The organism is Variovorax gracilis, assembly GCF_030317115.1.
GTDB lineage: Bacteria > Pseudomonadota > Gammaproteobacteria > Burkholderiales > Burkholderiaceae_C > Variovorax > Variovorax gracilis.
This window is the reverse complement of sequence record NZ_JASZYF010000001.1, coordinates 718,979-743,840: the sequence shown is the minus strand read 5'-3', so window position 1 is coordinate 743,840 and position 24,862 is coordinate 718,979. Positions and strand designations below refer to the sequence as shown.

Here is a 24,862-nt window from a genome sequence, read left to right as displayed (position 1 = left end):
ACCACATCGCGCATCCGCGCCTCGCCCCGCCGGACGGTTGGGCCGGGCGGCATCAGTCCCGTTTCCGGCGCCGTCCGCGAATCAGCAGCACATACGCACCCAGGTTGAGGACCGCCACGAAGGTGCCCGCTGCGATCTGCGCGCCCCGGGTGAGGCCCTCCGGATAGATCACGCCGAGCAGGTAGTGATCGATGAATCCGCCGCCGTAGCCGGCCTGGCCGGCAGCGCGCCGCAATTCGTTCTCCAGCGGCGTCAGCGGGCATTCCCATCCGAACCACGCCACCCAGGCGGCCCATGCCACCGCCGGCAGGTGCAGCCAGGCCAGCCGCGGCCAACGCCAGACCAGCACGCCGCCGGTCAGGACAAAGAGGATGAAGAGGCCGTGCAGCACCAGGACGGCATCGGCCAGGACACGGTTGCTCATTCCTGGGATTCTTCCCCAAACCTATAATGGAATGTTCAGCAGATCAAGCAGTTAGGTGGGTTCGATGCAGGGGCTGCCCGCAACCGGCCGCCTTCGCCACAAGCCAAAAACCAAGATGAGCCAGCCCACCTTCAGCGTCGCCGACATCCGCAAGTCGTTCCTCGATTTCTTCGCGACCAAGGGCCACACCGTCGTGCCCTCGAGTTCGCTGGTGCCGGCGAACGATCCGACCTTGATGTTCACCAACTCCGGCATGGTGCAGTTCAAGGACGTGTTCCTCGGCACCGACAAGCGCCCCTACGTGCGCGCCGCCTCCGTCCAGGCCTGCCTGCGGGCCGGCGGCAAGCACAACGACCTCGAGAACGTCGGCTATACCGCGCGCCACCACACCTTCTTCGAGATGCTTGGCAACTGGAGCTTCGGCGACTACTTCAAGCGCGAGTCGCTCAAGTGGGCCTTCGAACTGCTGACCCAGGTCTACAAGCTGCCGGCCGAGAAGCTCTGGGCCACCGTCTACATCGAGGACGACGAGGCCTACGACATCTGGACGAAGGAAATCGGGCTGCCCCCCGAGCGCGTCGTGCGCATCGGCGACAACAAGGGCGGTCGCTACATGTCCGACAACTTCTGGATGATGGCCGACACCGGCCCCTGCGGCCCCTGCAGCGAGATCTTCTACGACCACGGCCCCGAGATCGCGGGCGGCCCGCCCGGCAGCCCGGACGAAGACGGCGACCGCTACATCGAGATCTGGAACAACGTGTTCATGCAGTTCGACATGCAGCCCGACGGCAGCGTGAAGCCGCTCCCTGCGCCCTGCGTCGACACCGGCATGGGCCTCGAGCGCCTGGCCGCGATCCTGCAGCACGTGCACAGCAACTACGAGATCGACCTGTTCGACGCGCTCGTCAAGGCCGCCTCGCGCGAGACCGGCGAGAAGGACCTCGGCAACAAGAGCCTGCGTGTGATCGCCGACCACATCCGCGCCACCGCCTTCCTGGTGGCCGACGGCGTGATCCCCTCGAACGAAGGCCGCGGCTACGTGCAGCGCCGCATCGTGCGACGCGCCATCCGCCACGGCTACAAGCTCGGCCAGAAGAAGCCCTTCTTCCACAAGCTGGTGCCCGACCTGGTCGCGCTGATGGGCGACGCCTATCCCAAGCTCAGGGCGGACGAGAAGCGCATCTCCGACACGCTGAAGGCCGAGGAGGAGCGCTTCTTCGAGACCCTTGCCAATGGCATGGAAATCCTCGACGCGGCGCTTGCCGATGGCGCCAAGGTGCTGCCAGGCGAAGTGGCTTTCAAGTTGCACGACACCTACGGATTCCCGCTCGACCTGTCGGCGGACGTGTGCCGCGAGCGCGGCGTCGCGGTCGATGAAGCCGGTTTCGGCGCCGCCATGGAAAAGCAGAAGGCAGCGGGCCGTGCGGCCGGCAAGTTCAAGATGGAACGCGCCGTCGAATACACCGGTGCCGGCAATGCCTTTACCGGCTATGAGCACCTCGAAGAGAAGGCCAAGGTCGTCGCGCTGTATTTCGAGGGCTCGCCGGTGCAGCAACTGGCCGAGGGCCAGCCCGGCATCGTCGTACTCGACACCACGCCCTTCTATGCCGAGAGCGGCGGCCAGGTCGGCGACCAGGGCGTGCTCGTCGCCGAAGGCGTGCAGTTCGGCGTCGAGGACACGCAGAAGATCAAGGCCGATGTGTTCGGCCACCACGGCGCTCAGACGCAGGGCACGCTCAAGGTCGGCGATACGATCACGGCCCGCGTCGACACTGCGCGCCGCGCCGCCACCATGCGCAACCACAGCGTCACCCACCTGATGCACAAGGCCTTGCGCGAAGTGCTGGGCGAGCATGTGCAGCAGAAGGGCTCGCTGGTCGACGCCGACAAGACCCGTTTCGACTTCGCGCACAACGCATCCGTCACGGCCGAGCAGGTCCTGGAGATCGAGCGCAGGGTCAACGCTGAAATCCTCGCCAACGAAGCCACGCAGGCGCGGCTGATGGACATGGAATCGGCACAGGAGACCGGGGCGGTGATGCTCTTCGGCGAGAAGTACGGCGATACGGTGCGCGTGCTCGACATCGGCAGCAGCCGCGAGCTGTGTGGTGGCACGCACGTGTCCCGCACCGGCGACATCGGGCTCTTCAAGATCGTGAGCGAAGGTGGCGTGGCCGCCGGCGTTCGCCGCATCGAGGCGGTGACCGGCGCGAATGCGCTGGCCTATCTGCAGCAACTCGAAGCGACGGTCCACAGCGTCGCCGCCACGCTGAAGACGCCGGCATCCGAACTGCAAGCGCGTCTCACGCAGGTGCTCGACCAGGTGCGCACGCTGGAGCGCGAAGTCGGTTCGCTCAAGGGCAAGCTCGCGTCCTCCAAGGGCGACGAACTGTTGGCGCAGGCGGTCGACGTCGGCGGCATCAAGGTGCTCGCGGCCAAGCTCGACGGCGCAGACGCCAAGACACTGCGAGAGACCATGGACAAGCTCAAGGACAAGCTCAAGACCGCGGCCATAGTGCTCGCGGCCATCGACGGTGCCAAGGTGCAGATCGCGGCCGGCGTCACTTCCGACACCATGGGCAAGGTGAAAGCCGGCGACCTCGTCAACTTCGTCGCCCAGCAGGTCGGCGGCAAGGGCGGCGGCAAGGCCGACATGGCGATGGCCGGCGGCACTGATGCAGCCGGCGTGCCGGCCGCGCTGAAGTCGGTGCAGGGCTGGGTCGCGGAACGCCTTCAATCGAACGGATGAGCGACGAACTGGCCGCCGATGTCCTCGTGATGGGGGCTGGCACCATCGGGTGCTTCATTGGCGGAAGTCTGGCGGCGGCGGGTGTTCGGGTGGCACTCGTGGGTCGTCCGCGTGTGCTGGGTGACGTTGCGCTGCACGGCCTGACGCTCACCGATCTCGATGGCACGCGCCACCAGGTTTCGCCGGGTGTCCTGCGGCTGTCGAATGCAGTGCCGGCCGGCGTGCGGCCTGCGCTGGTGCTGCTGACCGTCAAGAGCGGCGCGACGGAAGAAGCGGCGGCTGAGCTGGGGGCGGTGCTGCCTTCGGGCACGCCGGTGCTCTCGCTGCAGAACGGCATCTCGAATGCCTCGGTCGCATCGCAAGCCGCACCCAAGCTGAACATTCTTCCTGCGATGGTCCCGTACAACGTCGCGGAGATCGGTGCCGGAGCCTTCCACCGCGGCACGGTCGGCCGGTTGGCGGCGAAGGACGACCCTGCCCTGCGGCGATGGGTCGCGGTGTTCGAGCGCGCGGGCGTGCCCATCGATCTCTATCCCGATCTCTTGCCGATCCAGTGGGGCAAGCTGCTGCTGAATCTCAACAATCCGATCAACGCGCTGTCCGGGCTGCCCTTGCGCGACGAATTGCTGCAGCGTGGCTATCGCCGCTGCCTCGCGGCGCTGATGGACGAGGCGCTGGCGGCGCTCGACAAGGCCGGCATTGCGCCGGCCCAACTCGCAGCCGTGCCGGCACGTCGCTTGCCGGCGATCCTGCGGTTGCCCACGCCGCTGTTCCGGCTGGTCGCGGCGCGGATGCTGCGCATCGATGCCAAGGCGCGGTCGAGCATGGCCGATGATCTGGCACTCGGCCGGCGTACCGAGATCGATGCACTGTGCGGTGAAGTGGTGCGGCTTGCCGAAGCGAACGGCATGCGCGCGCCGCTCAGCGCGAAGATGGTCGAACTGCTGGAGGCCTGGCCCGAGCGCAAGACGCGTTGGACGCCGCAGCAGTTGCTGGCGGAAACGCGTTTGTAGATTGCGCGCAGGCGCTACGCGGGTTTCAGCCCGCCGGCGCCACGCTGGCACCCTGGACGCGATGGCGGGCGAGCGCATCGCTCACGAAGCCGCTCGCCTTCATCTCCTCGACGAACGCGCCGAGCGCCGTGCCCGCTTCACTGCCGCGGGAGGAGGGCGTGCCCATCGCCTGCTGGATCACCATGAAGCGACCCGGAAGCAGGCGCGACCCCGACGCCTTTCCGGCCTCGGCTTCGAGCACCTGGCGGATGCCGGCCGCCACGTTGACCTGGCCCGCGCGGAGGCTCTCCATCACCCCCTTGGCACCCTGTACGCGCACGATCTGCGCCTGCTTGATTTCGCGAGTCAGAAAGAGGTCGTAGGCGCTGCCGGCACCGACGGCGATCCGCTGCCCATCGCTGTCGACTTCTTCGTTGCGCTGGAGGGGAGAGCCGGAGGGCACGAGATAGCTGCCCTCGATCAGCACATAGGGCGCGGTGAACTGAATGCCTTCGCTGCGCAGCGGATCGATCGCGAAGAAACCGATGTCGGCCTGATCGTTGCGGACGGCGTCGACTGACGCGGCGGCCTTCTCGAACACCACGAGTTCGATGGCAACGCCGAGCCGCCGGGCAAACTCCCGGGCGAGATCGATCGACACGCCTGCTGGCTCCCCGCTGGCGGCATCCCGGTTCGCGAGGATCGGGTTGCCGAGATTGATGGAAGCGCGAAGCGCGCCGGTAGGCGTGAAGGCCGAAACCACGGCCGCGGGGAGGGTGATGCTCATCCCTCGATTCTGCCGCGCTACGCGACCGCCGCGCGCCGCCCCTTGCGATAGAGCGCCAGCGTTGCGCCCAGCCCGCAGATCGCGGCGAAGCTGAGCCAGTAGGCGGGTGCCGCCTTGTCGCCGGTCGACTCGATCAGCCAGGTCGAGATTGCGGGCGTGAAGCCGCCGAACACCGCCGTCGCCAGGCTGTAGGCCAGCGAAAAACCCACGACGCGGACTTCCACCCGCATCACCTCCGTGAGGGCGACAACCATTGCGCCGTTGTACATGCCGAAAAGGAACGAGAACCACAGCAGCACGTCGAGCATGCGGCCGAAACTCGGCGCCGCGGCGAGCCAGTGCATTGCGGGGTAGGCAGTGAAGATGGCCAAGACCGTGACCGCCAGCAGCAGAGGCTTGCGTCCAATGCGGTCCGACAGCGCGCCGCCGATCGGCAGCCAGATGAAGTTAGTGACGGCGACCAGCAGCGTGACGATCAGGCTGTCCTTCGCGCTCAGGTGCAGCACAGTTTTGCCGAAGGTCGGCGTGTAGACGGTGATCAGGTAGAAGGTGGTCGTGGTCATCGCGACCAGCAGCATCCCGGCCAGCACGACTCGCCAGTTGCGCACCATCGACTGGAACACCTCGCGCGTGCTCGGATGGTGCTTGCGCGCCTGAAAGGCCTCGGTCTCCTGCAGCGAACGGCGCAGGACGAAGATGCACGGGATGATCATGCAGCCCACGAAGAACGGAATCCGCCAGCCCCAGTCGGCCAGCGTGGCCGGCGCCATCAACTCGTTGAGCGCGAAGCCCAGCGCCGCGGCCAGCACGATCGCGACCTGCTGGCTGGCCGATTGCCAGGCGGTGTAGAAGCCCTTGTGGCCGGGCGTCGCCATCTCCGACAGATAGACGGAGACGCCGCCCAGTTCGGCGCCGGCCGAGAAGCCCTGCAGCAGTCGGCCCAGAAGCACCAGCACCGGCGCGATCGCGCCGATCGTCGCGTAGCCGGGCACGAAGGCAATGAGCACAGTACCGCTGGCCATGATGCCCAGCGTCACGATCAAGCCCTTGCGTCGTCCCACCTCGTCGATGTAGGCGCCGAGGATGATCGCGCCGAGAGGCCGCATCAGGAAGCCCGCGCCGAAGACGGCGAAGGTCAGCATCAGCGAAGCGAAGTCGCTGCTCGCGGGAAAGAAGGCCTTGGAGATGTACGTGGCGTAGAAGCCGAACAGGAAGAAGTCGAACTGCTCGAGGAAGTTGCCGCTGGTCACGCGCAGCACGGCGCCGAGCTTGGAGGTGCTGCGAGGGGGCGCGGCGTGGCCGGGGGCCAGTGTGGCGGTACTCATGGATGTCTCCTTGAAGGATCGAATCGCCGCGTGGGGCGCAGTCCTTCATCGTAGGAAGACAAGCTGTCGAACAGCCGTCATTGCGGTCGGGGTATGTCCTGCCCCCGAAAGTCAGGCGCTGCTCAGCCCAGGTGTGCTCAGCGTTCGCGCCACGCACCCAGTTCGCGAAGGATCGTCTTGCTGCCTTGCGTGACGATCAACCAGCCGTCCTGTCCGACGAAGTAGGTGGCATTGCCGTCATGGAACTGCCAGCCCATCGGATTGCAGGGCGCGTTGCCGGGCGGACACGCGCGCTGTCCGGGCTTGCCAACCATGTTGAGGTGGCTGCCGGTTCGCTTGTGTGTGTCGGCATAGGCGAACTGCTCGCAATCGGTCACGCGCTCGCCGCATAGGGGCGTGATCTCCACTGTGTACGTGCGCGTCTCGAGCGTGGCGGCTTGCAGAGCAGGGAAGGCGATCGACCCGAGGAGGGCCAGGACGGGCGCGAGTCGGTTCATGTCGCCATCGTGTCCAAGTAAGTGAACGTAAAAGATAGGGTTATTACCTATCTATGACGAAGTTTTCCAGATTATTCTTCGTCAACCGTTCCATTGATAAACCAGTGTTTTATTAGTGAAACATCCGAAGCAGACGGACCCGGGCTCAAGTCGGCCTGTCGGCGTCGGAAGGTGGCAGACCCGGCTTTCAATTACACCTCCACGGATCGCAATGACCATGATGAAGCAGACACGTCGCCAGGCCCTGGCTCTCGCTCTCTCGATCGCAGCCGCAAGCGCAGCCGCTCCGGTCTGGGCCCAGGGCTTTCCGAGCAAGCCCGTCACATTGGTAGTGGCCTATCCGGCCGGCGGCGACACCGATGCGCTCGCGCGCCTCTTTGCCGAAAAGCTCTCCATCCGCATCGGCCAGCCCGTGGTGGTCGACAACCGGCCGGGCGCCAGCGGTGTGATCGGCAGCAGCTATGTCGCGAAGGCGCCGGCAGACGGCTATACGCTGCTCCTGGCACCCAGCACCTTCTCCATTGCACAGCTCGTGCTGAAGACCAACGGCTCCGCAAGCTACGACGTGCTGAACGGCTTCACGCCCATCATCCAGACGGGCACCCTGCCGCTGGCCCTGGTCGCCAGCACCGCCTCCGGCATCAAAAGCTTCAAGGACCTGCCGGCTGCCGCCAAGGCACAGCCGCTTTCCTATGCCAGCCCCGGCAGCGGCTCGCCGATGCACATCCTCGGGGAGATGGTCAACAAGACGGCTGGCCTGAACATTCGCCATGTGCCGTATCGCGGCGTGGCGCCTGCCGTCAACGACGTACTCGGCGGCCATGTGCCCCTGACCTACATCACTCTGGGTCCGGTCTCGCCATACCTGCCCAACGGCAAGATGGTGGTGCTGGCCGTGGCGGACCACCAGCGCTCGCTGCTCGCGCCCAACGTGCCGACCTTCCAGGAACTTGGCTACAAGGACGTCGAAGTCACCGCCTGGCACGGCCTGTTCGGGCCCAAAGGCATGCCTGCCGACGTCGTGAAGACGTTGAACGGCCACTTCAACGAGATCCTCAAGATGCCGGACGTCGCGTCGAAGATGGCCGTGCTGGGCGCGCTGCCGTTGGGCGGCACCCCCGAGACGCTCGCCAAGACCAATGCCGCCGACTTCGAGCGCTTCGGCCGGATCATTAAGGACCTGGGCATTCAGGCGGACTGATCTCATGACCGAAGTCAATACCACTGCCGATCCCGCCAGCCTGCAGGCCCTCCTGGCCGAGTTGCCGTCGAACCTGCTGGCAGGTCGCCGCGTCCTCGTGACCGGCGCCGCGCGCGGGCTCGGGCTCGCCTTTGCCAAATGCATCGCAAAGGCTGGCGCCAGCGTGGTGCTCGCCGACATCCTCGCCGACCTGGCGCAGGTCGAGGCGCAGGCACTGCGCGAGGACGGCTTCACCGCGCACGCCCTCACCGTCGACCTGTGCGACCCCGCCTCGATCGCGGAGGGCGCCGTCGATGCAGTCGAACTGCTCGGCGGACTCGACGGCCTGGTCAACAACGCGGCCATCACCAACTCGGGCGGTCGCGATGCGCATGCGCTCGAGATCGACATGTGGGACCGCGTGATGGACGTCAACGTGCGCGGCACCTGGCTCATGAGCCGCGCCTGCCAGCCCGCACTCGCGAAGAGCGGCCGCGGCGCCATCGTCAATCTGGCGTCCGACACCGCACTGTGGGGCGCGCCTAACCTGCTGGCCTATGCATCGAGCAAGGGCGCCGTCATCTCCATGACGCGTTCGCTGTCGCGCGAGTGGGGTGGCGACGGCATCACGGTCAACGCCGTGGCGCCCGGCCTCACGCTGGTGGAGGCCACCGAATACGTGCCCCTGGCGCGGCACCAGAAGTACCTGGAAGGCCGCTCCATTCCGCGCGAACAGCAGGCGGTCGACGTCTGCGGCGCGGTCCTGTTCGCCCTGTCCGGTCTGTCGCGCTTCATGACCGGCCAGTTGCTCGCCGTCAACGGCGGCTTTGTGATGCACTGAATTTTCTCGACCAAGGAGTTTCCCGATGAGCGATTTGTCCGAACAACAAAACATCGACAGCACTGCCCCCTCCTGGGAGCGGCCGGAAGGCGCCAGCCTCGAAGCGTGGATGAACACCCGCATCGCGCGCTATTCGACCCGAAAGTACGACTGGGACGCCCTGAAGTTCCAGGCCGACTTCGATCCCAAGTTCCGCCGCGCCCAGATGCGCTATGTGGGCACGGGCGGCACCGGCGTCGCGAAGGACGTCAACACCGTGCCGGCAGAGAACTTCACCTTCTCCACCATGGTGATCCCCGCCGGCCACGAAGGCCCGCCGCACCTGCACACGGACGTGGAGGAAGTTTTCTTTCTGATCCGCGGCAAGCTCAAGGTCGTCCTCGAGAAGGACGGCGAGCGCTTCGAAACCATCATGACCGACCGCGACCTGATCTCGGTGCCGCCCGGCGTGTACCGCGAGGAAATCAACATCGGCGACGAAGACGCGCTGATGTGCGTGATGCTCGGCGCGAAGAAGCCTGTGACGCCGACGTACCCGGCTGATCACCCCCTCGCCAAGATCAAGCGCTGAGCCCTGAAATGAGCGACACCGCCGTGATCGACGCCCTGTCTCCGCCGCTTTCCGAACTGGATCGCCTCGATGCGCGCTTTCCGGCGCGTCGCGTGGCGGTGGGCGGGGACGCGGTGGTTTCCGTGCGCGAATGCGGCAAGGGACCGGCGCTGGTGTGCCTGCACGGTATTGGCTCCGGTGCGGCATCGTGGCTCGACACGGCATCTCTGCTCGCACCGCGTGCGCGGCTGATCGCGTGGGACGCGCCGGGCTACGGCGAGTCCACGCCCGTCGAATCCGCGGTGCCGAGCGCCGCGGACTACGCCGCGCGCCTGCTCGGCCTGCTCGATGCGCTGGAGATCGAATCCTGCGTGCTGGTCGGTCATTCGCTCGGTGCGCTCACGGCTGCTTCGGCCGCTCGTGCAGACTCGCCGCTCGCCCCGCGCATTCGGCGGCTGGTGCTGATCAGCCCCGCGGCCGGCTACGGCGCACCCGGCAGAGGCGACGACCGCAAGCGCGTCCATACGGAACGGATGGACACGCTGGCGCAGTTCGGCATCGTCGGCATGGCCGCGAAGCGCTCGGGCCGGCTGCTGTCCGACAACGCGAGCGAGTTGGCACGCCAATGGGTGCGCTGGAACATGTCCCGCTTGAATGATGCCGGCTATCGCCAGGCCGTCGAACTGCTTTGCGGCGGCGACCTGCTGGCCGACCTGCCGCCCGCGACGCCGGTGCGCGTGGCCTGCGGCGCGCTCGACGTGGTCACGCCCCCGGCCGGTTGTGCCGAAGTCGCGCAGAAGTGCGGCGTTTCGCTCGAACTGATCGAAGGCGCGGGCCACGCGAGCTATGTGGAGCAACCCGTCGCCGTCGCCGCGATCCTGCGCGACGCGCTGTCCGCCTGAACATCCATCCAGAACCACTCGAACGGAGACTCATGAACACCACTGGCAATGACGCGATGGAAGAGGGTGCCGACCGCTACAACGTCCCCGCACTCGAACGCGGGCTGCGTGTCCTCTGCGAATTCAGCCGCGAGAACCGCTCGCTCTCCGCGCCCGAACTCGCGCGCCGATTCGATCTGCCGCGCTCGACGGTGTTCCGTCTGCTGACGACGCTCGAAAGCATGGGCTTCCTCGAGAAGGCCGAAGGCGGACGGGACTATCGCCTGGGCCTGGCGGTGCTGCGCCTGGGCTTCGAATACCTGGCCTCGCTGGAACTCACCCAACTCGGCACGCCGCTGCTGCAGCGCCTGTGCGAAGAGCTGCGCACGCCCTGCAATCTGGTGGTGCGCGACGGCCGCTCGATCGTCTACGTCGCAAAGGTCGCACCGCCGACGCCCTTTGCCAGTTCAGTCACCGTGGGCACGCGCCTGCCCGCGCATGCCACGGTCCTCGGCCGCATCCTGCTCGAAGACCTGACGCTGACGCAACTGCGTGCGCTCTACCCCGAAGACAGGCTCGAAACCTTCTCGCCGAGCACGCCCAAGACGGTCAACGAACTGTTCGACATGGTCCAGGCCGACCGCACACGCGGCTATGTACTGGGCGAAGGCTTCTTCGAATCGAACATCTCCACCATCGCCGCGCCGGTGCGCGACCACAGCGGCCACATCGTGGCCGCGCTGGGCGCCACCATCACCTCCGGCCATATCGACGAAGCCCGCATGGAGGAGATGGTGCAGCGCGTGCGCGACACCGCCGATGCGATCTCGGGCCTTCTGAACTATTCGCCCTCGGCGAAGGTTGTTCCGCTGCGAAGCGGCCAACGCGCTTGAGCCCACGAGCATCACGAACATGACGACGCCGACCCTTTCTCCCTCCTTCTTCGCCGCCGATGCGCTGGCCGGCCGCGTGGCCGTCGTGACTGGTGGCTCCTCCGGCATCGGTCTCGCGACGGTCGAACTGCTGCTGGACTGCGGCGCCGCCGTGGCACTGTGCGGCCGCGACGCGGAGCGACTCGATCGCGCCGTCGCCGGTCTGCGCGCAGACCACCCGAAGGCCCGGCTCTTCGCGCGCACCTGCGACGTGCTCGATGCGGCCTCGGTGAAAAGCTTCGCTGCGGAGAGCGAGGCGGCGCTGGGTCCGGCCTCGATGCTGATCAACAACGCTGGCCAGGGGCGCGTCTCCACCTTCGCCAACACCGAAGACAAGGCCTGGACCGAAGAACTGCACCTGAAGTTCTTCTCGGTCATCAACCCGACGCGCGCCTTCCTGCCGCAGCTCGCGGCGCAGCGCGCGGTGCTCGGCGATGCGGCCATCGTCTGCGCCAATTCGCTGCTCGCGCGCCAACCGGAACCGCACATGGTCGCGACCTCGGCGGCACGCGCCGGCCTGCTCAACCTGGTGCGCTCGATGGCCACCGAGTTCGCCCCGCAGGGCGTGCGGGTCAACGGCATCCTGATCGGCCTGGTCGAGTCGGGCCAATGGCGTCGCCGCTTCGAAGCCCGTGAGCAGACCGAGCTCGACTGGGCCGCATGGAGCAGCCAGCTCGCGCAAAGCAAACACATTCCGCTGGGTCGCCTGGGACTTCCGATCGAAGCCGCGCGCGCCATTCTCTTCCTCGCTTCGCCCCTCGCTTCCTACACGACGGGTGCCCACATCGATATCTCCGGAGGCCATTCCCGCCATGCATAACCCCACCACCCCCGTGACCGTCGGCGCAGTCGTCGCGGCCTTCCTCGAACAGTGCGGCGTCAAGGCTGCGTTCGGCGTCATCTCGATCCACAACATGCCGATCCTCGATGCGTTCGCGCAGCGCGGCGCCATTCGCTTCATCTCGGCGCGGGGCGAGGCGGGTGCGGGCAACATGGCCGACGCCTACGCACGCTCCACCGCCAGCCTGGGCGTGTGCGTGACCAGCACCGGCCCGGCCGCGGGCAACATCGCCGGCAGCATGGTCGAAGCGCTGACCGCCGGCGCACCGCTGCTGCACATCACGGGCCAGATCGAGACGCCCTACATCGACAAGGGCATGTCGTACATCCATGAGGCACCGGACCAGCTCACGATGCTCAAGGCCATCTCCAAGGCCGCCTTCCGTGTGCGCAGCGTCGAGAACGTGCTGGGCACGCTCAAGCGCGCAGTACAGGTGGCGATGACCGCGCCGACCGGCCCGGTCAGCGTCGAGATCCCGATCGATATCCAGTCCGCGCTCACCACGATGCCGGACGACCTCTCGCCCCTGCCCATCGAACGCGCCGTGCCTTCGCAGGCCGGCCTCGATGCCTTGGCCGCGAGCCTGGCCAAGGCCAAGCGCCCGCTGCTGTGGGTGGGCGGCGGTGCCCGCCATGCCGGCGCAGCCATCCAACGCCTCCAGAAGCTCGGCTTCGGCGTGGTCACGACGACGCAAGGCCGTGGCACGGTGCCCGAGGACGACGCCGGCTCGCTCGGTGCCTACAACATCCAGAAGCCTGTCGAGAACTTCTATCAGACCTGCGATGCCATGCTCGTGGTCGGCTCGCGCCTGCGCGGCAACGAGACGCTCAAGTACGAACTGAAGCTCCCGCGCCCGCTGTACCGCATCGACGCCGACGCCGCTGCCGAAGGCCGCTGCTACGCCACCGAGGCCTTCGTCTGCGGCGACTCCGCCCTTGCCCTGGAAGGCCTGGCCGATCGCCTCGAAGCCGCCAAGTACAAGGCTGATCCCAAGCTGCTGGTCGACCTGCGCGCCGCGCACGACCAGGCCGTCGCGACCTTGCGCGACGGGCTGGGCCCTTACGCCGAACTCGTTCGCCAGATCCAGTCGGTGGCGGGCCGCAACTTCAACTGGGTGCGCGACGTGACCGTCTCCAACAGCACCTGGGGCAACCGCGAGCTGCGCATCTTCGAACCCAGTGCCGGCGTGCACGCCACGGGTGGCGGCATCGGCCAGGGCATGCCGATGGCCATCGGCGCGGCCATCGGCGCCGCAGTGACCGGCTCGGGCCGCAAGACCTTCTGCCTGGCCGGCGATGGCGGCTTCATCCTCAACCTGGGTGAGCTGGCCTGCATGGTGCAGGAAAAGGCGCCCATGGTGATCGTGCTGATGAACGACAAGAGCTACGGCGTCATCAAGAACATCCAGGACGTCCAGTACGGCGGCCGCCGCTGCTACGCCGAGCTGCACACGCCCGACTACGACCTGCTGTGCAAGTCGATCGCACTGCCGCACGCCCGCGTGCAGAGCCTGGACGACCTGCCGGCACGTCTGGACCAGGCGCTGTCCACCGAAGGTCCCTTTCTGCTCGAAATCGACATGCTTTCCATCGGCGGCTTCAAGAGCACCTTCGCGGGTCCGCCGACCAACACGATCACGCAGATTCCCGCGCTTGGCGCGGCCAAGTGAGCGGAGCGCCACGCATGTCCTCCATCACGCGCATTGCACTCATCGGCTGCGGAGCCATCGGCGCCTCGGTGCTGGAACTGCTGCAGGGCGATGCCGCCCTGGAGATCAGGGCGATCGTCGTGCCGGCCGATGCGCTGGGTTCTGCGCAGGCCACGGCGCAGCGGCTCGCACCGCGCGCCGAGGTCGTGTCGTCGGTTCCGGCCGAAGGCATCGACCTCGTCGTCGAAGCCGCAGGCCATGCTGCGATCGAGGCGCACGTGCTGCCGGCTCTGGAACGCGGCACGCCTTGCATCGTGGCCTCCGTGGGAGCGCTGTCGGCCCCGGGCTTCGCTGAACGGCTCGAAGCCGCCGCCGTCACGGGTGGCACGCAAGTGCAACTGATCGCCGGCGCCATCGGCGCCATCGATGCGCTGGCCGCTGCCCGCGTCGGCGGACTGGAAACCGTTCGCTACACCGGCCGCAAGCCGCCGCACGCGTGGATCGGCACGCCGGCGGAAGAGGGCCGCGACCTGGGTGCGTTGACGCGCGAGACCGTGATCTTCGAAGGCAGTGCCCGCGAGGCTGCCACCCTCTATCCAAAGAACGCCAACGTGGCGGCCACCGTGTCGCTGGCCGGGCTGGGTCTGGACCGCACCTTCGTCCGCCTGATCGCCGATCCGGGCGTCACCGAGAACATCCACACCGTCGAAGCCGAAGGCGCCTTTGGCGACTTCGAGTTGACCATGCGCAACAAGCCGCTGGCGGCCAATCCCAAGACGTCCGCGCTCACGGTCTACAGCGCCGTGCGCGCGCTGCGCAACCGCGTGGCAGCCCTCGCGATCTGAAACGAGACACACCATGATTTCCTCCGAACTGCTCCCTCTCAACATCGCCGGCGAATGGCGCCTGGGCGGCGGCGACGTCTACGAAAGCCTTTACCCGGCGACCGGCGAGCCGATCGCGCGCCTGCGGGCCGCGACCCTGGCCGATGTGGATGAAGCCATCACGCGCGCGCACCACGCCTTCCTGACCAGCGGCTGGGCCCAGAAGCTGCCGCACGAGCGCGCGGCCGTGCTGCACCGCGTGGCGCACCTGATTCGCGAGCAGAGTGAAACGCTGGCCCAGAAGCAGCGGCTGGACAACGGCAAGCCGATCAACGAGACGCGCAACCTGGTGGCGAGCGCTGCCGGAACGTTCCAGTTCTTTGCTGCTGCCCTGGAGACGCTGGAAGAAACCATCACCCCGTCGCGCGGGCCATTCGTCACGATGAGCGTGCATGAGCCCATGGGTGTCGTCGCCGCCATCACGCCGTGGAACTCGCCGATCGCAAGCGAAGCGCAGAAGCTCGCGCCCGCGCTCGCCGCAGGCAATGCGGTGGTCGTCAAGCCCGCCGAAGTCACGCCGTTGATGGCGCTCGAGCTTGCACGCATCTGCGAAGAAGCCGGCGTACCCAGGGGCATCGTCAGCGTGCTGCCGGGCAAGGGCTCGGTCATCGGCGATGCGATCACCAAGCATCCCCTGGTGAAGCGCGTGTCCTTCACCGGCGGCACGACCACCGGCAAGCACATCGCCCACATCGCGGCCGACAAGATGATGCCGGTGTCGCTGGAACTGGGCGGCAAGTCGCCGACCATGGTGCTCGAAGACGCGGACCTCGACCATGCGGTCAATGGCGTGCTCTACGGCATCTTCAGTTCGTCGGGCGAATCGTGCATCGCAGGCTCGCGCCTGTTCGTCGCGCGCTCGATCTACGACGAGTTCCTGACCCGGCTTGCCGAGGGTGCGAACGCCCTGCGCGTGGGCGACCCGGCGTCGGAAAGCACGCAGATGGGCCCGCTGATCACGGCGCGGCATCGCGAAGGTATCGAGCGCTATGTGGAACTCGGCGTGCACGAAGGCGGCCGGATCCGCACGGGCGGCGTGCGTCCGCATGGCGATGGATTCGACAACGGCTACTTCTACATGCCGACCATCCTCGAGGGCCTGACTAACAGCGCGCGCATCAGCCAGGAGGAGATCTTCGGCCCGGTGCTGGTCGCGATGCCTTTCGACAATGAGGACGAGTTGATCGCGCAGGCCAACGACAGCGTCTACGCACTTGCCGCGGGGGTGTGGAGCCGCGACTTCAAGCGCGCCTGGCGCCTGGGCCGTGCGGTTCAGGCCGGCACCGTCTGGGTCAATACCTACAAGCAGTTCTCGGTCTCCACCCCGTTCGGAGGCTGGCGCGACAGTGGCCTTGGCCGCGAGAAGGGCCGCGAAGGCATCTTCCAGTACATGGAGCAGAAGAGCATGTATTGGGGCACCAATGAGCAGCCCCTGCCTTGGGCGAGCGCGTGAACACCCCGGGCTTGCCCACTTCGTGTGGCCGCCAACCCCCTTTCAGGGGGCAATACCAGCGGCCCGGCAAAGCCGGTTCCGCGGTATTTCTTGAATGGAGAGATTGATATGAGCGTTTTGGGCATCGACCAGATCACCTACGGGGCGGACGACCTCCCCACCTGCCGCGGCTTTTTCCAGGACTGGGGTCTGACCCTGAAGTCCGAGGCCGCTGACGAACTCGTCTTCGAGTGCCTGAATGGCTGCCGGGTCGTCGTCGCGGCGTTGGACAAGCCAGGCCTTCCGCCGGCGATGGAGGAGGGGCCCACGCTGCGCGAAGTGGTGTGGGGTGTCGAAAGCGATGCTGACCTCGACCGCTATGCCGCCGCGATCGCCAAGGACCCCGGCTTCGTCGACAGCATCGTCGACGGCGCGCGCCGCATCGGCTGCATCGATCCGAATGGCATGGCCGTGCGCCTCCAGGTCAGCCGCAAGCACGCCGTGGAGATCGACTGCGGTGCGATGAACACCTGGGTCGCCAAGCCCCGCGTCAACCAGCCGGCCCCGATCTACGAGCGTGCCACGCCCATCGAAGTGGGCCACGTGGTGTTCTTCGTCAGTGACGTTCAGTCGACCAGCGCGTTCTACCGCGATCGCTTCGGCTTCGTGTCGTCCGACAGCTATCCCAATCGCGGCGCCTTCATGCGCTGTGCACCGGATGGCGGCCACCATGACCTGTTCCTGCTGCAGATCCCTTCGGGCAAGCGCGGACTCAACCACGTGGCTTTCACGGTGCGCGACATCCATGAAGTGTTCGGCGGCGGCCTGCATTTCTCGCGCAAGGGCTGGGAAACGCAGCTCGGGCCGGGCCGGCATCCCGTGTCGTCTGCGTACTTCTGGTACTTCAAGAATCCGGCCGGCGGCCTGATCGAGTACTACGCCGACGAAGACCAACTCACGGCCGAGTGGCAGCCGCGTGAATTCGAACCCGGTCCGACCGTGTTTGCGGAATGGGCGGTCGATGGCGGGCTGGACGGCAACACGCGCCGCCAGAAGAACGTCGAAGGCCCGCAAGGCAAGTTCCTGACTGAAAAGAAATGAAATACACCCCCCGTCTTCGCGCACTTCGTGTCGCCACGCCAACACCTGCAGCCCGGCAAAGCCGGTTCTGCGGTGTCCTTCGAACGGGCATCGCTACGCTTGCGATGGCGCTTTGTTGCGCACCTGCACTTGCACAGACCGAAGCGCACAAGCAGCTGTCGAGCGAGCGCTTCACCATCATTTCGCCGTTTCCGCCCGGCGGGCCGGTCGATACGCTGGCACGTGTTCTGTCCGACGGCCTGGCCAAGCGCTACGGCCAGGCGGCCGTGGTGGAGAACATGGCGGGTGCGGCCGGCAACATCGGCATGGACAAGGTCAAGCGCGCCAAGGGCGATGGCCACACGCTGCTGGTGGTTCCGGCCGGCAACCTCACGATCAACCCGACCTTGATGCCGAACTTCCCGTTCAACATCGAGAAGGACTTCGTGCCGGTCACCATGCTGGCCAAGGCACCGAACGTGCTGGTCGCGTCGCCGGGCGCCGGCATCAAGACCGCCAAGGACCTGGTGGCGCAGGCCAAGGCCAAGCCGAACACCTTGTCCTATGCGTCGCCCGGCGTGGGCAGCGGCTTGCACCTAGCGGGCGAACTGTTCAAGCAACAGGCCGGTGTGGACCTGCTGCACGTCCCCTACAAGGGCACGGGCCCCGCGCTCAATGATGTACTCGGCGGCGTGGTGCCGCTGATGTTCAGCAATCTGCCGGCGACGTTGCCTTTCATCAAGAGTGGAAAGCTGGTCGCGCTCGGCGTGACTGAAGCCAAGCGCAGCCCCGTCGCGCCCGAGATCCCGACGCTGTCGGAGCAGGGTATCCAGGGCGTGAATGTGACGTCGTGGTACGGCCTGCTCGCGCCCGCCGGCACGCCGCCGGCCATCGCACAGCAGCTTGCGAAAGATGCCGCAGAGATCCTGGCCCAGCCCGATGTGAGCGAGCGCCTGCAGGCGCAAGGCATGACCAGCGCTGCCATGAAGCCGGCCGAATTCGCCACCGCGATGCGGGACGAAACGGCTGTGTGGGCCAAGATCATCAAGGCCCGCAACATCGTTGCCGAATAAGCAAGACGTGAAGGAGACAGACTTGAAGACAAACGAATCCACCATCGGCATCGTCGGTGCCGGCATCGGCGGCCTGGTCGCCGGCATCGCACTGCAGCGCGCGGGGCACGACGTGGTCGTGTTCGAGCAGGCGAAGCAGTTTGCGCGCGTCGGCGCCGACATCAACCTGACGCCCAATGCCGTGCGTGCGCTCGACGGACTGGGTGTGGGCGAAGCAGCCCGCGTGACGGCTGCGCGCCCCACGCACCGCATCAGCCGGACCTACGACACCGGCGAGGAAACGTCGCGGCTCGAAATGGCCGATTCGGCCGAGGAGCGCTATGGCGCGCCCCAGCTCACGATCCACCGAGCCGACCTGCTGGCCGCGCTGGCAGACATGTTCCCCGCCGAGTGCGTCGCCCTGGGCAAGCGGGCCAAGTCCATCGCCGCGGACAAGGACGGCGTGAGCGTGGATTTCGAAGACGGCAGCAGCGTCCGCGTCGGCATGCTGCTCGGCGCGGACGGCATCCACTCGGCCGTGCGCACCGCCATGTTCGGCGCCGAAAGCCCGCGCTTCACCGGGATCGTCGCGTACCGCGCCGTGGTGCCGGCCGAGCGCGTGGCCGGTGTGTCCAATCTCGGCGCCTTCACCAAGTGGTGGGGCCCCAATCCGCAAAGCCAGATCGTGACGTTCCCGCTGAACCGGGGCAAGGACATCTTCATCTTCGCGACCACGCCGCAAGACACCTGGCATCTCGAATCGTGGACCGCACCTGGCAGCGTCGACGAACTGCGCGAGCAGTACGTGGCCTACCACCCCGAGGCACGTGCCTTGCTCGACGCCTGCGACACCGTGCTCAAGACGGCGCTGTACGAGCGCGACCCGATGCCGGCCTGGGCGAAGGGCCGCATGGCGCTGCTGGGCGATGCGGCGCACCCGATGTTGCCTTTCATGGCGCAAGGCGCTGGCATGGCGATCGAAGACGCCGTCGTGCTGGCCCGCCACCTCGAAGGCGTCGCGATGAGCGATGCTGCCGCGGCGCTGCAGCGCTACGAGCAGGCTCGCATCGAGCGCGCGAGCCAGGTGCAACTCGGTTCGCGCGGCAACAACTGGCTGCGCGAAGGCGGCAACGCCGACTGGGTCTACGGCTACGACGCGTGGGCGGTGCCCGTCGCGGCCGAGGCCGCCTGAGCGAGAGCCAGATGAGCTCCTCGCCCGCCGCTTCCCAGACGATGCTGCTCACCATCGTGATGAAGCACCACCCCGGCCTGACGCTGGACGACGTGCAGTCGCGCATGAAGGCCAGCGACTGGTGGGAGTCGTTCCCACCGGAAGGCACGCGCGTTGTGTCGTGGACGGTGGCCATGGGGCTCGGGCAGATCCTCACGCTGGAGCTTGCACCCGAGAAGCTGCCGCTCGTGAATCTCGAACTCGAGCGCCGCGCCTGGGGCGTATTCAGTACCGAGTGCTATCCCACCTACGACTTCGTTCCGGTGCGTGAGCACATCCGCGAACGTGTACGCAACGGCGGCCAGTGAGACCGGCCCTCCGGAGCGACAGCTGCAATTCCGCATGACCCACTTTTTTTCGATGGAGCGAACCATGACCGACCGTTATCTCGATCCCCACCAAGCGCGCCAGCGCACTCCCACCACCTACGAGGACCTGCTCGGCGACGCCATCGAGCGCGCCTACGCGGCAGGCATCCACGATCTGGCGGGCCTGGTCGAGCAGCTCAACCAGAGCGGCCTCGCCAGCCCGAGCGGAAAGCTCTGGACCGAGGCCATCTACCGCGAAGAGATGGCCGCTCTCGGCGCCTGAGTCTTCGGACGCCGCCTACCCCCATTCAAGAGGAACCATCATGACCACTCCCCACGATGACCCGGTCGACCAACTGCTCGAAATCGGCCTGAAGGATCTCTGGTATCCGATCTGCCCGACGAGCTTCATCAAGGAATCGCCCGTCTCGCTGCGCCGCCTCGGCCGCAAGTTCGCCTTCTGGCGCGACCATGCCGGCAAGCTGCATGCGCTCGAAGACCGTTGCCCGCATCGTGGCGCGCCGTTGTCGCAGGGCGTGATCCTCGGCGATCGCCTGTCCTGCCCGTACCACGGTGTCGAAGTCCGCTGTGACGGCGTCGTCACCCGCGTGCCGGGCAGCCCCGGTTGCAAGCTCGAAGGCTCACAGGCCACGCGCTTCTATCACGTCGAAGAGCGCGCCGGCGCCGTGTGGCTCTACAACTCCAAGGAGTCGGTCGAGACCCCGCCGCCGCTGGTGCTGCCCGAGCAACTGACCGACGACGCGCAGTACTCCAGCTTCCTCTGCTATGCGGAATGGAAGGGTGACTACCGCTACGTGCTGGACAACGTGATGGACCCCATGCACGGCACCTTCCTGCACAAGCAGTCGCACTCGATGGCCGAAGGCGACTCCACCGCCAAGTTCGGCATCCGCGCGACGGACACAGGCTTCGTGTTCGAGAAGGAAGGCCAGCGCAACGTCAACTTCGACTGGACCGAATGGTCCGACACCGGACTGCACTGGATGCGCCTGGAGATCCCGTACCCGAAGACCGGTGGCCCCGGCGGCAACTTCATCATCGTCGGCAGCTACACGCCGATCTCGCCGACGTTGTCGTGCGCCTTCCACTGGCGCGTGCGCAGGCTGCCGGTGGGCTGGGAGCGCGACACCTGGCGCTTCCTTTACAAGAATCGCCTCGAGGCGCGCCACTGGCACGTGCTCGAACAGGATCGCGTGCTGATCGAGAACATGGAGCCGGATGCCAACCAGCACGAGCAGCTCTACCAGCACGACCTCGGCATCGTGCGCCTGCGTCGCCACCTGCGTGGCCTGGCGCAGCAGCAACTGGAAGGCGCGAACGCGTCATGACCCTCCCGGTGCGTCGTGTCGCCTGCGAGGCCGTGCCCGATCTGGCGCGCGCCACCTGGTCCAACGCGTTGGTCGTCGGGCAGGAGGTGGTGTTTTCGGGCCAGACCGCTCATCCGGCTTCACGCGATGCCGCGCAGTCCGGTGCCCCGCTCGGCGCCTACGAGCAGACGCTCGTGGTGCTGCGCAAGGTTCGAGCGCTGCTGGAGGCTGCCGGCGGCGGCGTTCACAACATCGTCAAGCTCGTCGTGTACGTGACCGACATCGCGGACAAGGACGAAGTCGGTCGCGCGCGGCACGACTTCTTTGCGCAGGCACCGTATCCGGCGTCGACGCTGGTCGCGGTCAGCGCGCTCGTGTTTCCGGAATTGCGCGTCGAGATCGACGCCTTCGCGCGGCTCGATGTCGACCTGCGCACGGCCCATTGAACTGAATCGTTTCTTCGAGGTTCCCGCCATGTCATCCCCCACGCTGAACGCCCTGGTGCACACGATGCGCTACGAGGCCGACGGCATCGTCAGCGTCGAGTTCCGACCGGCCACGCCGGAAGTGGATTTCCCCGCCTTCGAAGCCGGCTCCCACATCGACCTGCACCTGCCCAACGGGCTGGTGCGCAGCTACTCGCTGTGCAACCCGTCGACCGATCGCCAGCGCTACGTGGTCGGCGTTCTGAACGATCGCAAGAGCCGCGGCGGATCGCGCTATGTGCACCAGCAGTTGCGCGTGGGCATGACGCTCCCGATTTCGGTGCCGCGCAACAACTTCAAGCTCGAAGAGGGCGCCGAGCGCTCGGTGCTGGTGGCCGGCGGCATCGGCGTGACGCCCATCTGGTGCATGCTTCAGCGCCTGGTGGCGATCGGCAAGCCGGTCGAACTGCTCTACTGCGCGCGTGCCCGCAAGGAAGCTGCCTTCGTCGAAGCCATCACCGCGCTGGCGGCCGAGAAGTCGGTGCAACTCACCTGGCACTTCGACGAAGAGAAGGGCGGACCGCCCAATCTGGCAGAGCTGCTGGCCGGCAAGGGCGCCGACAGCCACTACTACTGCTGCGGCCCCACGCCGATGCTCGACGGCTTCGAGAAGACCTGCGAGCAGCTTGCCTATCCACATGCGCACATCGAGCGTTTCGCAGCCGTTCACGTCGAGGCGCCGAGTGCTACGCAGAGCTACATGGTCGAGTGCGCGAAGAGCGGCAAGACCGTCGAAGTTCCGCCAGGCAAATCGATCCTCGACAGCCTGATCGACGCCGGCCTCAACCCCGACCACAGTTGCAAGGAAGGCGTCTGCGGCGCCTGCGAAACGAAGGTGCTCGATGGTGAGATCGACCACCACGACGGCATCCTGACGAAGCTGGAACGGGCGTCGAACAAGACCATGATGATTTGCGTATCGGGTTGCAAACGCGGCCCGCTCGTGCTCGACATTTAATCCTCCCCGAAAGAAAAAACCAATGAAGAAGACCTTTGTGGCCGCGGCCGCATGCGCGGCCGCGTCGATGGCCTGCGCGCAATCGAGCGTGACCTTGTTCGGCGTGCTGGACGCCGCGGTTGCCTACACCACCGGGTCCGGGCCGATCTCGTCGAGCAAATGGCAACTGACCAACAGCTCCAACACCTTCAGCCGCCTCGGTTTCCGGGGGACCGAGGACCTGGGCGGAGGCTACGCCGCGGGCTTCTGGCTCGAAGCCGGCCTGCAGAACGACGCCGGCACCGGTTACCTCACAAACACCAACAACCAGATCAGCGGCACCACAGGCTCCGGTGGCTTGACGTGGTCGCGCCGCTCGACGGTCAGCCTGTCGGGGCCGTTCGGCGAAGTGCGCCTGGGTCGCGACTACACGCCCACGTTCTGGAACACGGCGCTGTTCGATCCCTTCGGCACCGGCGGTGGGATCGGCGCAAACCATGTCTACTTCGCCAGCCAGAGCGGCCTCGCTGCACCGACGGGGACGCGCGCGTCGAACAGTGTCGGTTACTTCCTGCCTCCTTCGCTGGGCGGCTTCTACGGGCAGCTGATGATTGCGACGGGTGAGAACGACTCGAGAGCCGTCCTCCCGGGCCCCATTCCCCTTTCGACCAAGGACGATGGCAATTACGCGGGTGGCCGCGTGGGCTATCTCAACGGGCCCTTCAACGTGGCGATCGCCACCGGCAAGACCACTTATGCCACCGGTGACCTCCGCATGACGAACTTCGGCATCTCGTACGTCGTCGAGTCGCTGATGAACCTGAAGCTCATGGCCGAGTACTACGACGAGTCGCTGGGCTCGATCGATGGCGAGGGTGCGCTGGTGGGCCTGAACCTTCCGGTCGGTCCTGGCGAGATCAAGCTCTCGTACGCACGCTATGAGCGCGATGCCCTCATCGGACTGCCGAAGCCGACTTCCGCGAAAGTGGCCCTGGGCTACGTCCACAACCTGTCGAAGCGAAGCGCCGCGTATGTCACGGTCGCGCGCATCTCGAACAGCAACGGCGCGGCGCAATCGCTGGGCGGTGTTCTCACTTCGCCGAACAGCGCTTCCACGGGAACCGAGTTCGGGTTCCGCACCGCTTTCTAGCGCGGCGCATTCTCCAGGGGATTGATGCAATGCAAGCCAGAGCATTTCGTTGGTATGGCGTCATCACGTTGTTCGTGATCGTTGCCATCTCCTATGTCGACCGGATCAACATCGCCGTGTTGATCACCGATCCAGCGTTCCTGCAGCACATCGGGATCACCCGGGACGACCGCGTGAGCCAGGGTCTCCTGGCGACCGCGTTCATGGTTGGCTACGGCGTGTCGGCCTTCGTGCTGACTCCGTTCTGCGCTGCGCTGTTCGGCGTACGAAAAAGCCTGATCGTGGGGTTGAGCCTGTGGGGCGTCGTCACGTTCATCACGCCGTGGTTCGACGGCTACGGAATGCTGCTGGCTTCCCGCGTTCTGCTGGGTGTTTCCGAAGGTCCGCTGTTCTCGCTGGCTTCCTCCTATATCAAGGCGCACTTCGAGAGCGACGAGAACGGCAAGCCCAATTCCTTCGTCAACATGGGCACGGGCCTGGGCCTGGCACTCGGCTATCCGCTCATCGGCTACATGCTCGCCAGCTTCCACTGGGAGATCTCGTTCTACGCACTGGGCCTGATCAACATTGCGCTCGGCATTCCGCTGGTGCTGGCCTTCGTGCGGATGCCGACCTCGTACGCCAACATTCGCAAGCCGAGGTCCTTCGGCGAAGCGATCACGCACGTGGGTGACATCGTCAAGGGCGCGCTGCAAACGCGCTACCTGGTGCTGATCACGGTGCTGACTTCGGCCACGCTGGCCTATCTCTGGGGCGGGAGCAACTGGTTGCCGACCTACCTGAAGGAAGCCCGCGGCTTCTCGCTCAAGGAAATGGGCTGGCTGGCCTCCTTGCCGCAGTACGCGACGGTCGTCGCCGTGCTGCTGGGGGGCGTGATCATCGACAGGATCGAGCGGCAGCGCGTGCCCTTCATCTTCATGGTGGCCAGCGCCGGCGTGGCGCTCTCGGTGCTGCTCGCGATCTGCACGGAGGACCGCTATCTGGCCGCCTACGCGCTGATCGCGGCGAACTTCTGCTGGGGCCTGCAGAGCCCCGCGATTCCGAGCACGGTCCAGTACTGCTCGCGTCCCGAGCACGTCGCGAGCGCATTTGGCGTCGTCAACGGGACCGGAAGCCTGGTCGCCGGCTTCATGCCGGCCTTGATGGGTGGCGTGATCACCCTCATGTCGGGCGGCCACGGCGCATCCGGCGGTGCGGCCTCGGGCTTCTTCGCCGGTTTCGCGTTGCTCATCGGAACGCAGATGGTGGTGTTTGCCTGCGGCTTCCTCCTCTGGCTGCGCGAGCGCCAGCAGCAGGTGCCAGGCGTCAGCGCGACGCCGGCCTGA

The 24,862-nt window shown here is 66.5% G+C and carries 25 protein-coding genes; 21 read left to right on the top strand and 4 right to left on the bottom strand.

Translation table 11 applies throughout. The annotated features are described in order from the left end of the window. Window positions 1-52: 52 nt before the first annotated feature. The gene (locus QTH97_RS03580) at window positions 53-424 is read right to left on the bottom strand and encodes a DUF2784 domain-containing protein (protein ID WP_286566665.1); all 372 of its coding nucleotides are present in this window, start codon (window positions 422-424) and stop codon (window positions 53-55) included. A 115-nt stretch (window positions 425-539) separates the two neighbouring features. On the opposite strand from QTH97_RS03580, the gene alaS reads away from it, so the two are divergent. Further along, complete coding sequence (gene alaS / locus QTH97_RS03575) at window positions 540-3,176, top strand: alanine--tRNA ligase (RefSeq protein WP_286566664.1); 2,637 nt, start codon at window positions 540-542, stop codon at window positions 3,174-3,176. After that, window positions 3,173-4,189: a 2-dehydropantoate 2-reductase gene (locus tag QTH97_RS03570; RefSeq protein WP_286566663.1), complete on the top strand. Its 1,017-nt coding sequence runs from the start codon at window positions 3,173-3,175 to the stop codon at window positions 4,187-4,189. Before alaS ends, QTH97_RS03570 begins: the two co-directional genes overlap by 4 nt. Before the next feature lie 25 nt (window positions 4,190-4,214). Here the strand turns inward: QTH97_RS03570 and QTH97_RS03565 are convergent, their stop codons facing one another. From QTH97_RS03565 to QTH97_RS03555, 3 genes are all read right to left on the bottom strand, one after another. Further along, window positions 4,215-4,955, bottom strand: coding sequence for an ABC transporter substrate-binding protein (locus tag QTH97_RS03565; protein WP_286566662.1), 741 nt, complete (start codon window positions 4,953-4,955; stop codon window positions 4,215-4,217). A 17-nt stretch (window positions 4,956-4,972) separates the two neighbouring features. Further along, complete coding sequence (locus QTH97_RS03560; RefSeq protein ID WP_286566661.1) at window positions 4,973-6,280, bottom strand: MFS transporter; 1,308 nt, start codon at window positions 6,278-6,280, stop codon at window positions 4,973-4,975. Window positions 6,281-6,417: 137 nt separating this feature from the next. Further along, complete coding sequence (locus QTH97_RS03555) at window positions 6,418-6,777, bottom strand: hypothetical protein (RefSeq protein WP_286566660.1); 360 nt, start codon at window positions 6,775-6,777, stop codon at window positions 6,418-6,420. A 220-nt stretch (window positions 6,778-6,997) separates the two neighbouring features. Between QTH97_RS03555 and QTH97_RS03550 the strand changes: the two genes are divergently transcribed. The 19 genes from QTH97_RS03550 (at window position 6,998) to QTH97_RS03460 (ending at window position 24,862) form a co-directional block, all read left to right on the top strand. Next, a complete protein-coding gene (locus QTH97_RS03550) occupies window positions 6,998-7,978 on the top strand; it encodes a Bug family tripartite tricarboxylate transporter substrate binding protein (RefSeq protein ID WP_286567091.1) in 981 nt (326 codons plus the stop codon). A 4-nt stretch (window positions 7,979-7,982) separates the two neighbouring features. Beyond that, window positions 7,983-8,798 (top strand): SDR family oxidoreductase, encoded by an 816-nt coding sequence (locus QTH97_RS03545; protein ID WP_286566659.1) that lies wholly within the window; start codon window positions 7,983-7,985, stop codon window positions 8,796-8,798. A gap of 25 nt (window positions 8,799-8,823) precedes the next feature. Beyond that, window positions 8,824-9,369 carry a cupin domain-containing protein gene (locus tag QTH97_RS03540; protein WP_286566658.1) on the top strand — a complete coding sequence of 182 codons (546 nt, stop codon included), beginning with the start codon at window positions 8,824-8,826 and terminating at the stop codon, window positions 9,367-9,369. Window positions 9,370-9,377: 8 nt separating this feature from the next. Beyond that, window positions 9,378-10,250: an alpha/beta fold hydrolase gene (locus QTH97_RS03535; protein WP_286566657.1), complete on the top strand. Its 873-nt coding sequence runs from the start codon at window positions 9,378-9,380 to the stop codon at window positions 10,248-10,250. A gap of 32 nt (window positions 10,251-10,282) precedes the next feature. Then, the gene (locus QTH97_RS03530) at window positions 10,283-11,122 is read left to right on the top strand and encodes an IclR family transcriptional regulator (RefSeq protein WP_286566656.1); all 840 of its coding nucleotides are present in this window, start codon (window positions 10,283-10,285) and stop codon (window positions 11,120-11,122) included. 19 nt (window positions 11,123-11,141) lie between these two features. Beyond that, window positions 11,142-11,981, top strand: a complete 840-nt coding sequence (locus QTH97_RS03525) for an SDR family oxidoreductase (RefSeq protein WP_286566655.1) — start codon at window positions 11,142-11,144, stop codon at window positions 11,979-11,981. Continuing rightward, entirely contained in the window at window positions 11,974-13,671 is a 1,698-nt protein-coding gene (locus tag QTH97_RS03520) for a thiamine pyrophosphate-binding protein (protein WP_286566654.1), read from the top strand. Before QTH97_RS03525 ends, QTH97_RS03520 begins: the two co-directional genes overlap by 8 nt. 14 nt (window positions 13,672-13,685) lie before the next feature. Further along, complete coding sequence (locus tag QTH97_RS03515) at window positions 13,686-14,495, top strand: aspartate dehydrogenase (protein ID WP_444813364.1); 810 nt, start codon at window positions 13,686-13,688, stop codon at window positions 14,493-14,495. Between the two features lie 13 nt (window positions 14,496-14,508). Then, window positions 14,509-15,987, top strand: coding sequence for an aldehyde dehydrogenase (locus QTH97_RS03510; protein ID WP_286566653.1), 1,479 nt, complete (start codon window positions 14,509-14,511; stop codon window positions 15,985-15,987). A gap of 108 nt (window positions 15,988-16,095) precedes the next feature. Beyond that, entirely contained in the window at window positions 16,096-17,067 is a 972-nt protein-coding gene (locus QTH97_RS03505; RefSeq protein WP_286566652.1) for a VOC family protein, read from the top strand. Window positions 17,068-17,171: 104 nt separating this feature from the next. Further along, window positions 17,172-18,119, top strand: a complete 948-nt coding sequence (locus tag QTH97_RS03500; protein ID WP_286567089.1) for a Bug family tripartite tricarboxylate transporter substrate binding protein — start codon at window positions 17,172-17,174, stop codon at window positions 18,117-18,119. A gap of 22 nt (window positions 18,120-18,141) precedes the next feature. After that, the gene (locus QTH97_RS03495) at window positions 18,142-19,290 is read left to right on the top strand and encodes an FAD-dependent monooxygenase (protein ID WP_286566651.1); all 1,149 of its coding nucleotides are present in this window, start codon (window positions 18,142-18,144) and stop codon (window positions 19,288-19,290) included. An 11-nt stretch (window positions 19,291-19,301) separates the two neighbouring features. Next, complete coding sequence (locus QTH97_RS03490) at window positions 19,302-19,637, top strand: hypothetical protein (protein ID WP_286566650.1); 336 nt, start codon at window positions 19,302-19,304, stop codon at window positions 19,635-19,637. A gap of 64 nt (window positions 19,638-19,701) precedes the next feature. Further along, window positions 19,702-19,920: a recombinase-like helix-turn-helix domain-containing protein gene (locus QTH97_RS03485; RefSeq protein WP_286566649.1), complete on the top strand. Its 219-nt coding sequence runs from the start codon at window positions 19,702-19,704 to the stop codon at window positions 19,918-19,920. Between the two features lie 40 nt (window positions 19,921-19,960). Then, window positions 19,961-20,986: a Rieske 2Fe-2S domain-containing protein gene (locus QTH97_RS03480; protein ID WP_286566648.1), complete on the top strand. Its 1,026-nt coding sequence runs from the start codon at window positions 19,961-19,963 to the stop codon at window positions 20,984-20,986. After that, window positions 20,983-21,411, top strand: coding sequence for a RidA family protein (locus QTH97_RS03475; RefSeq protein ID WP_286566647.1), 429 nt, complete (start codon window positions 20,983-20,985; stop codon window positions 21,409-21,411). The genes QTH97_RS03480 and QTH97_RS03475 overlap by 4 nt, the downstream gene beginning before the upstream one ends. 28 nt (window positions 21,412-21,439) lie before the next feature. Continuing rightward, entirely contained in the window at window positions 21,440-22,408 is a 969-nt protein-coding gene (locus QTH97_RS03470) for a PDR/VanB family oxidoreductase (RefSeq protein ID WP_286566646.1), read from the top strand. A 22-nt stretch (window positions 22,409-22,430) separates the two neighbouring features. Further along, window positions 22,431-23,537: a porin gene (locus QTH97_RS03465; RefSeq protein WP_286566644.1), complete on the top strand. Its 1,107-nt coding sequence runs from the start codon at window positions 22,431-22,433 to the stop codon at window positions 23,535-23,537. Window positions 23,538-23,566: 29 nt separating this feature from the next. Continuing rightward, the gene (locus QTH97_RS03460) at window positions 23,567-24,862 is read left to right on the top strand and encodes an MFS transporter (RefSeq protein WP_286566643.1); all 1,296 of its coding nucleotides are present in this window, start codon (window positions 23,567-23,569) and stop codon (window positions 24,860-24,862) included.

Excerpts from the sequence above, each read along its gene's own strand:
- QTH97_RS03580 (WP_286566665.1), bottom strand. The coding sequence starts at position 424 with ATGAGCAACCGTGTCCTGGCCGATGCCGTCCTGGTGCTGCACGGCCTC.
- alaS (WP_286566664.1), top strand. The coding sequence starts at position 540 with ATGAGCCAGCCCACCTTCAGCGTCGCCGACATCCGCAAGTCGTTCCTC.
- QTH97_RS03570 (WP_286566663.1), top strand. The coding sequence starts at position 3,173 with ATGAGCGACGAACTGGCCGCCGATGTCCTCGTGATGGGGGCTGGCACC.
- QTH97_RS03565 (WP_286566662.1), bottom strand. The coding sequence starts at position 4,955 with ATGAGCATCACCCTCCCCGCGGCCGTGGTTTCGGCCTTCACGCCTACC.
- QTH97_RS03560 (WP_286566661.1), bottom strand. The coding sequence starts at position 6,280 with ATGAGTACCGCCACACTGGCCCCCGGCCACGCCGCGCCCCCTCGCAGC.
- QTH97_RS03555 (WP_286566660.1), bottom strand. The coding sequence starts at position 6,777 with ATGAACCGACTCGCGCCCGTCCTGGCCCTCCTCGGGTCGATCGCCTTC.
- QTH97_RS03550 (WP_286567091.1), top strand. The coding sequence starts at position 6,998 with ATGAAGCAGACACGTCGCCAGGCCCTGGCTCTCGCTCTCTCGATCGCA.
- QTH97_RS03545 (WP_286566659.1), top strand. The coding sequence starts at position 7,983 with ATGACCGAAGTCAATACCACTGCCGATCCCGCCAGCCTGCAGGCCCTC.
- QTH97_RS03540 (WP_286566658.1), top strand. The coding sequence starts at position 8,824 with ATGAGCGATTTGTCCGAACAACAAAACATCGACAGCACTGCCCCCTCC.
- QTH97_RS03535 (WP_286566657.1), top strand. The coding sequence starts at position 9,378 with ATGAGCGACACCGCCGTGATCGACGCCCTGTCTCCGCCGCTTTCCGAA.
- QTH97_RS03530 (WP_286566656.1), top strand. The coding sequence starts at position 10,283 with ATGAACACCACTGGCAATGACGCGATGGAAGAGGGTGCCGACCGCTAC.
- QTH97_RS03525 (WP_286566655.1), top strand. The coding sequence starts at position 11,142 with ATGACGACGCCGACCCTTTCTCCCTCCTTCTTCGCCGCCGATGCGCTG.
- QTH97_RS03520 (WP_286566654.1), top strand. The coding sequence starts at position 11,974 with ATGCATAACCCCACCACCCCCGTGACCGTCGGCGCAGTCGTCGCGGCC.
- QTH97_RS03515 (WP_444813364.1), top strand. The coding sequence starts at position 13,686 with ATGTCCTCCATCACGCGCATTGCACTCATCGGCTGCGGAGCCATCGGC.
- QTH97_RS03510 (WP_286566653.1), top strand. The coding sequence starts at position 14,509 with ATGATTTCCTCCGAACTGCTCCCTCTCAACATCGCCGGCGAATGGCGC.
- QTH97_RS03505 (WP_286566652.1), top strand. The coding sequence starts at position 16,096 with ATGAGCGTTTTGGGCATCGACCAGATCACCTACGGGGCGGACGACCTC.
- QTH97_RS03500 (WP_286567089.1), top strand. The coding sequence starts at position 17,172 with ATGGCGCTTTGTTGCGCACCTGCACTTGCACAGACCGAAGCGCACAAG.
- QTH97_RS03490 (WP_286566650.1), top strand. The coding sequence starts at position 19,302 with ATGAGCTCCTCGCCCGCCGCTTCCCAGACGATGCTGCTCACCATCGTG.
- QTH97_RS03485 (WP_286566649.1), top strand. The coding sequence starts at position 19,702 with ATGACCGACCGTTATCTCGATCCCCACCAAGCGCGCCAGCGCACTCCC.
- QTH97_RS03480 (WP_286566648.1), top strand. The coding sequence starts at position 19,961 with ATGACCACTCCCCACGATGACCCGGTCGACCAACTGCTCGAAATCGGC.
- QTH97_RS03475 (WP_286566647.1), top strand. The coding sequence starts at position 20,983 with ATGACCCTCCCGGTGCGTCGTGTCGCCTGCGAGGCCGTGCCCGATCTG.
- QTH97_RS03470 (WP_286566646.1), top strand. The coding sequence starts at position 21,440 with ATGTCATCCCCCACGCTGAACGCCCTGGTGCACACGATGCGCTACGAG.
- QTH97_RS03465 (WP_286566644.1), top strand. The coding sequence starts at position 22,431 with ATGAAGAAGACCTTTGTGGCCGCGGCCGCATGCGCGGCCGCGTCGATG.
- QTH97_RS03460 (WP_286566643.1), top strand. The coding sequence starts at position 23,567 with ATGCAAGCCAGAGCATTTCGTTGGTATGGCGTCATCACGTTGTTCGTG.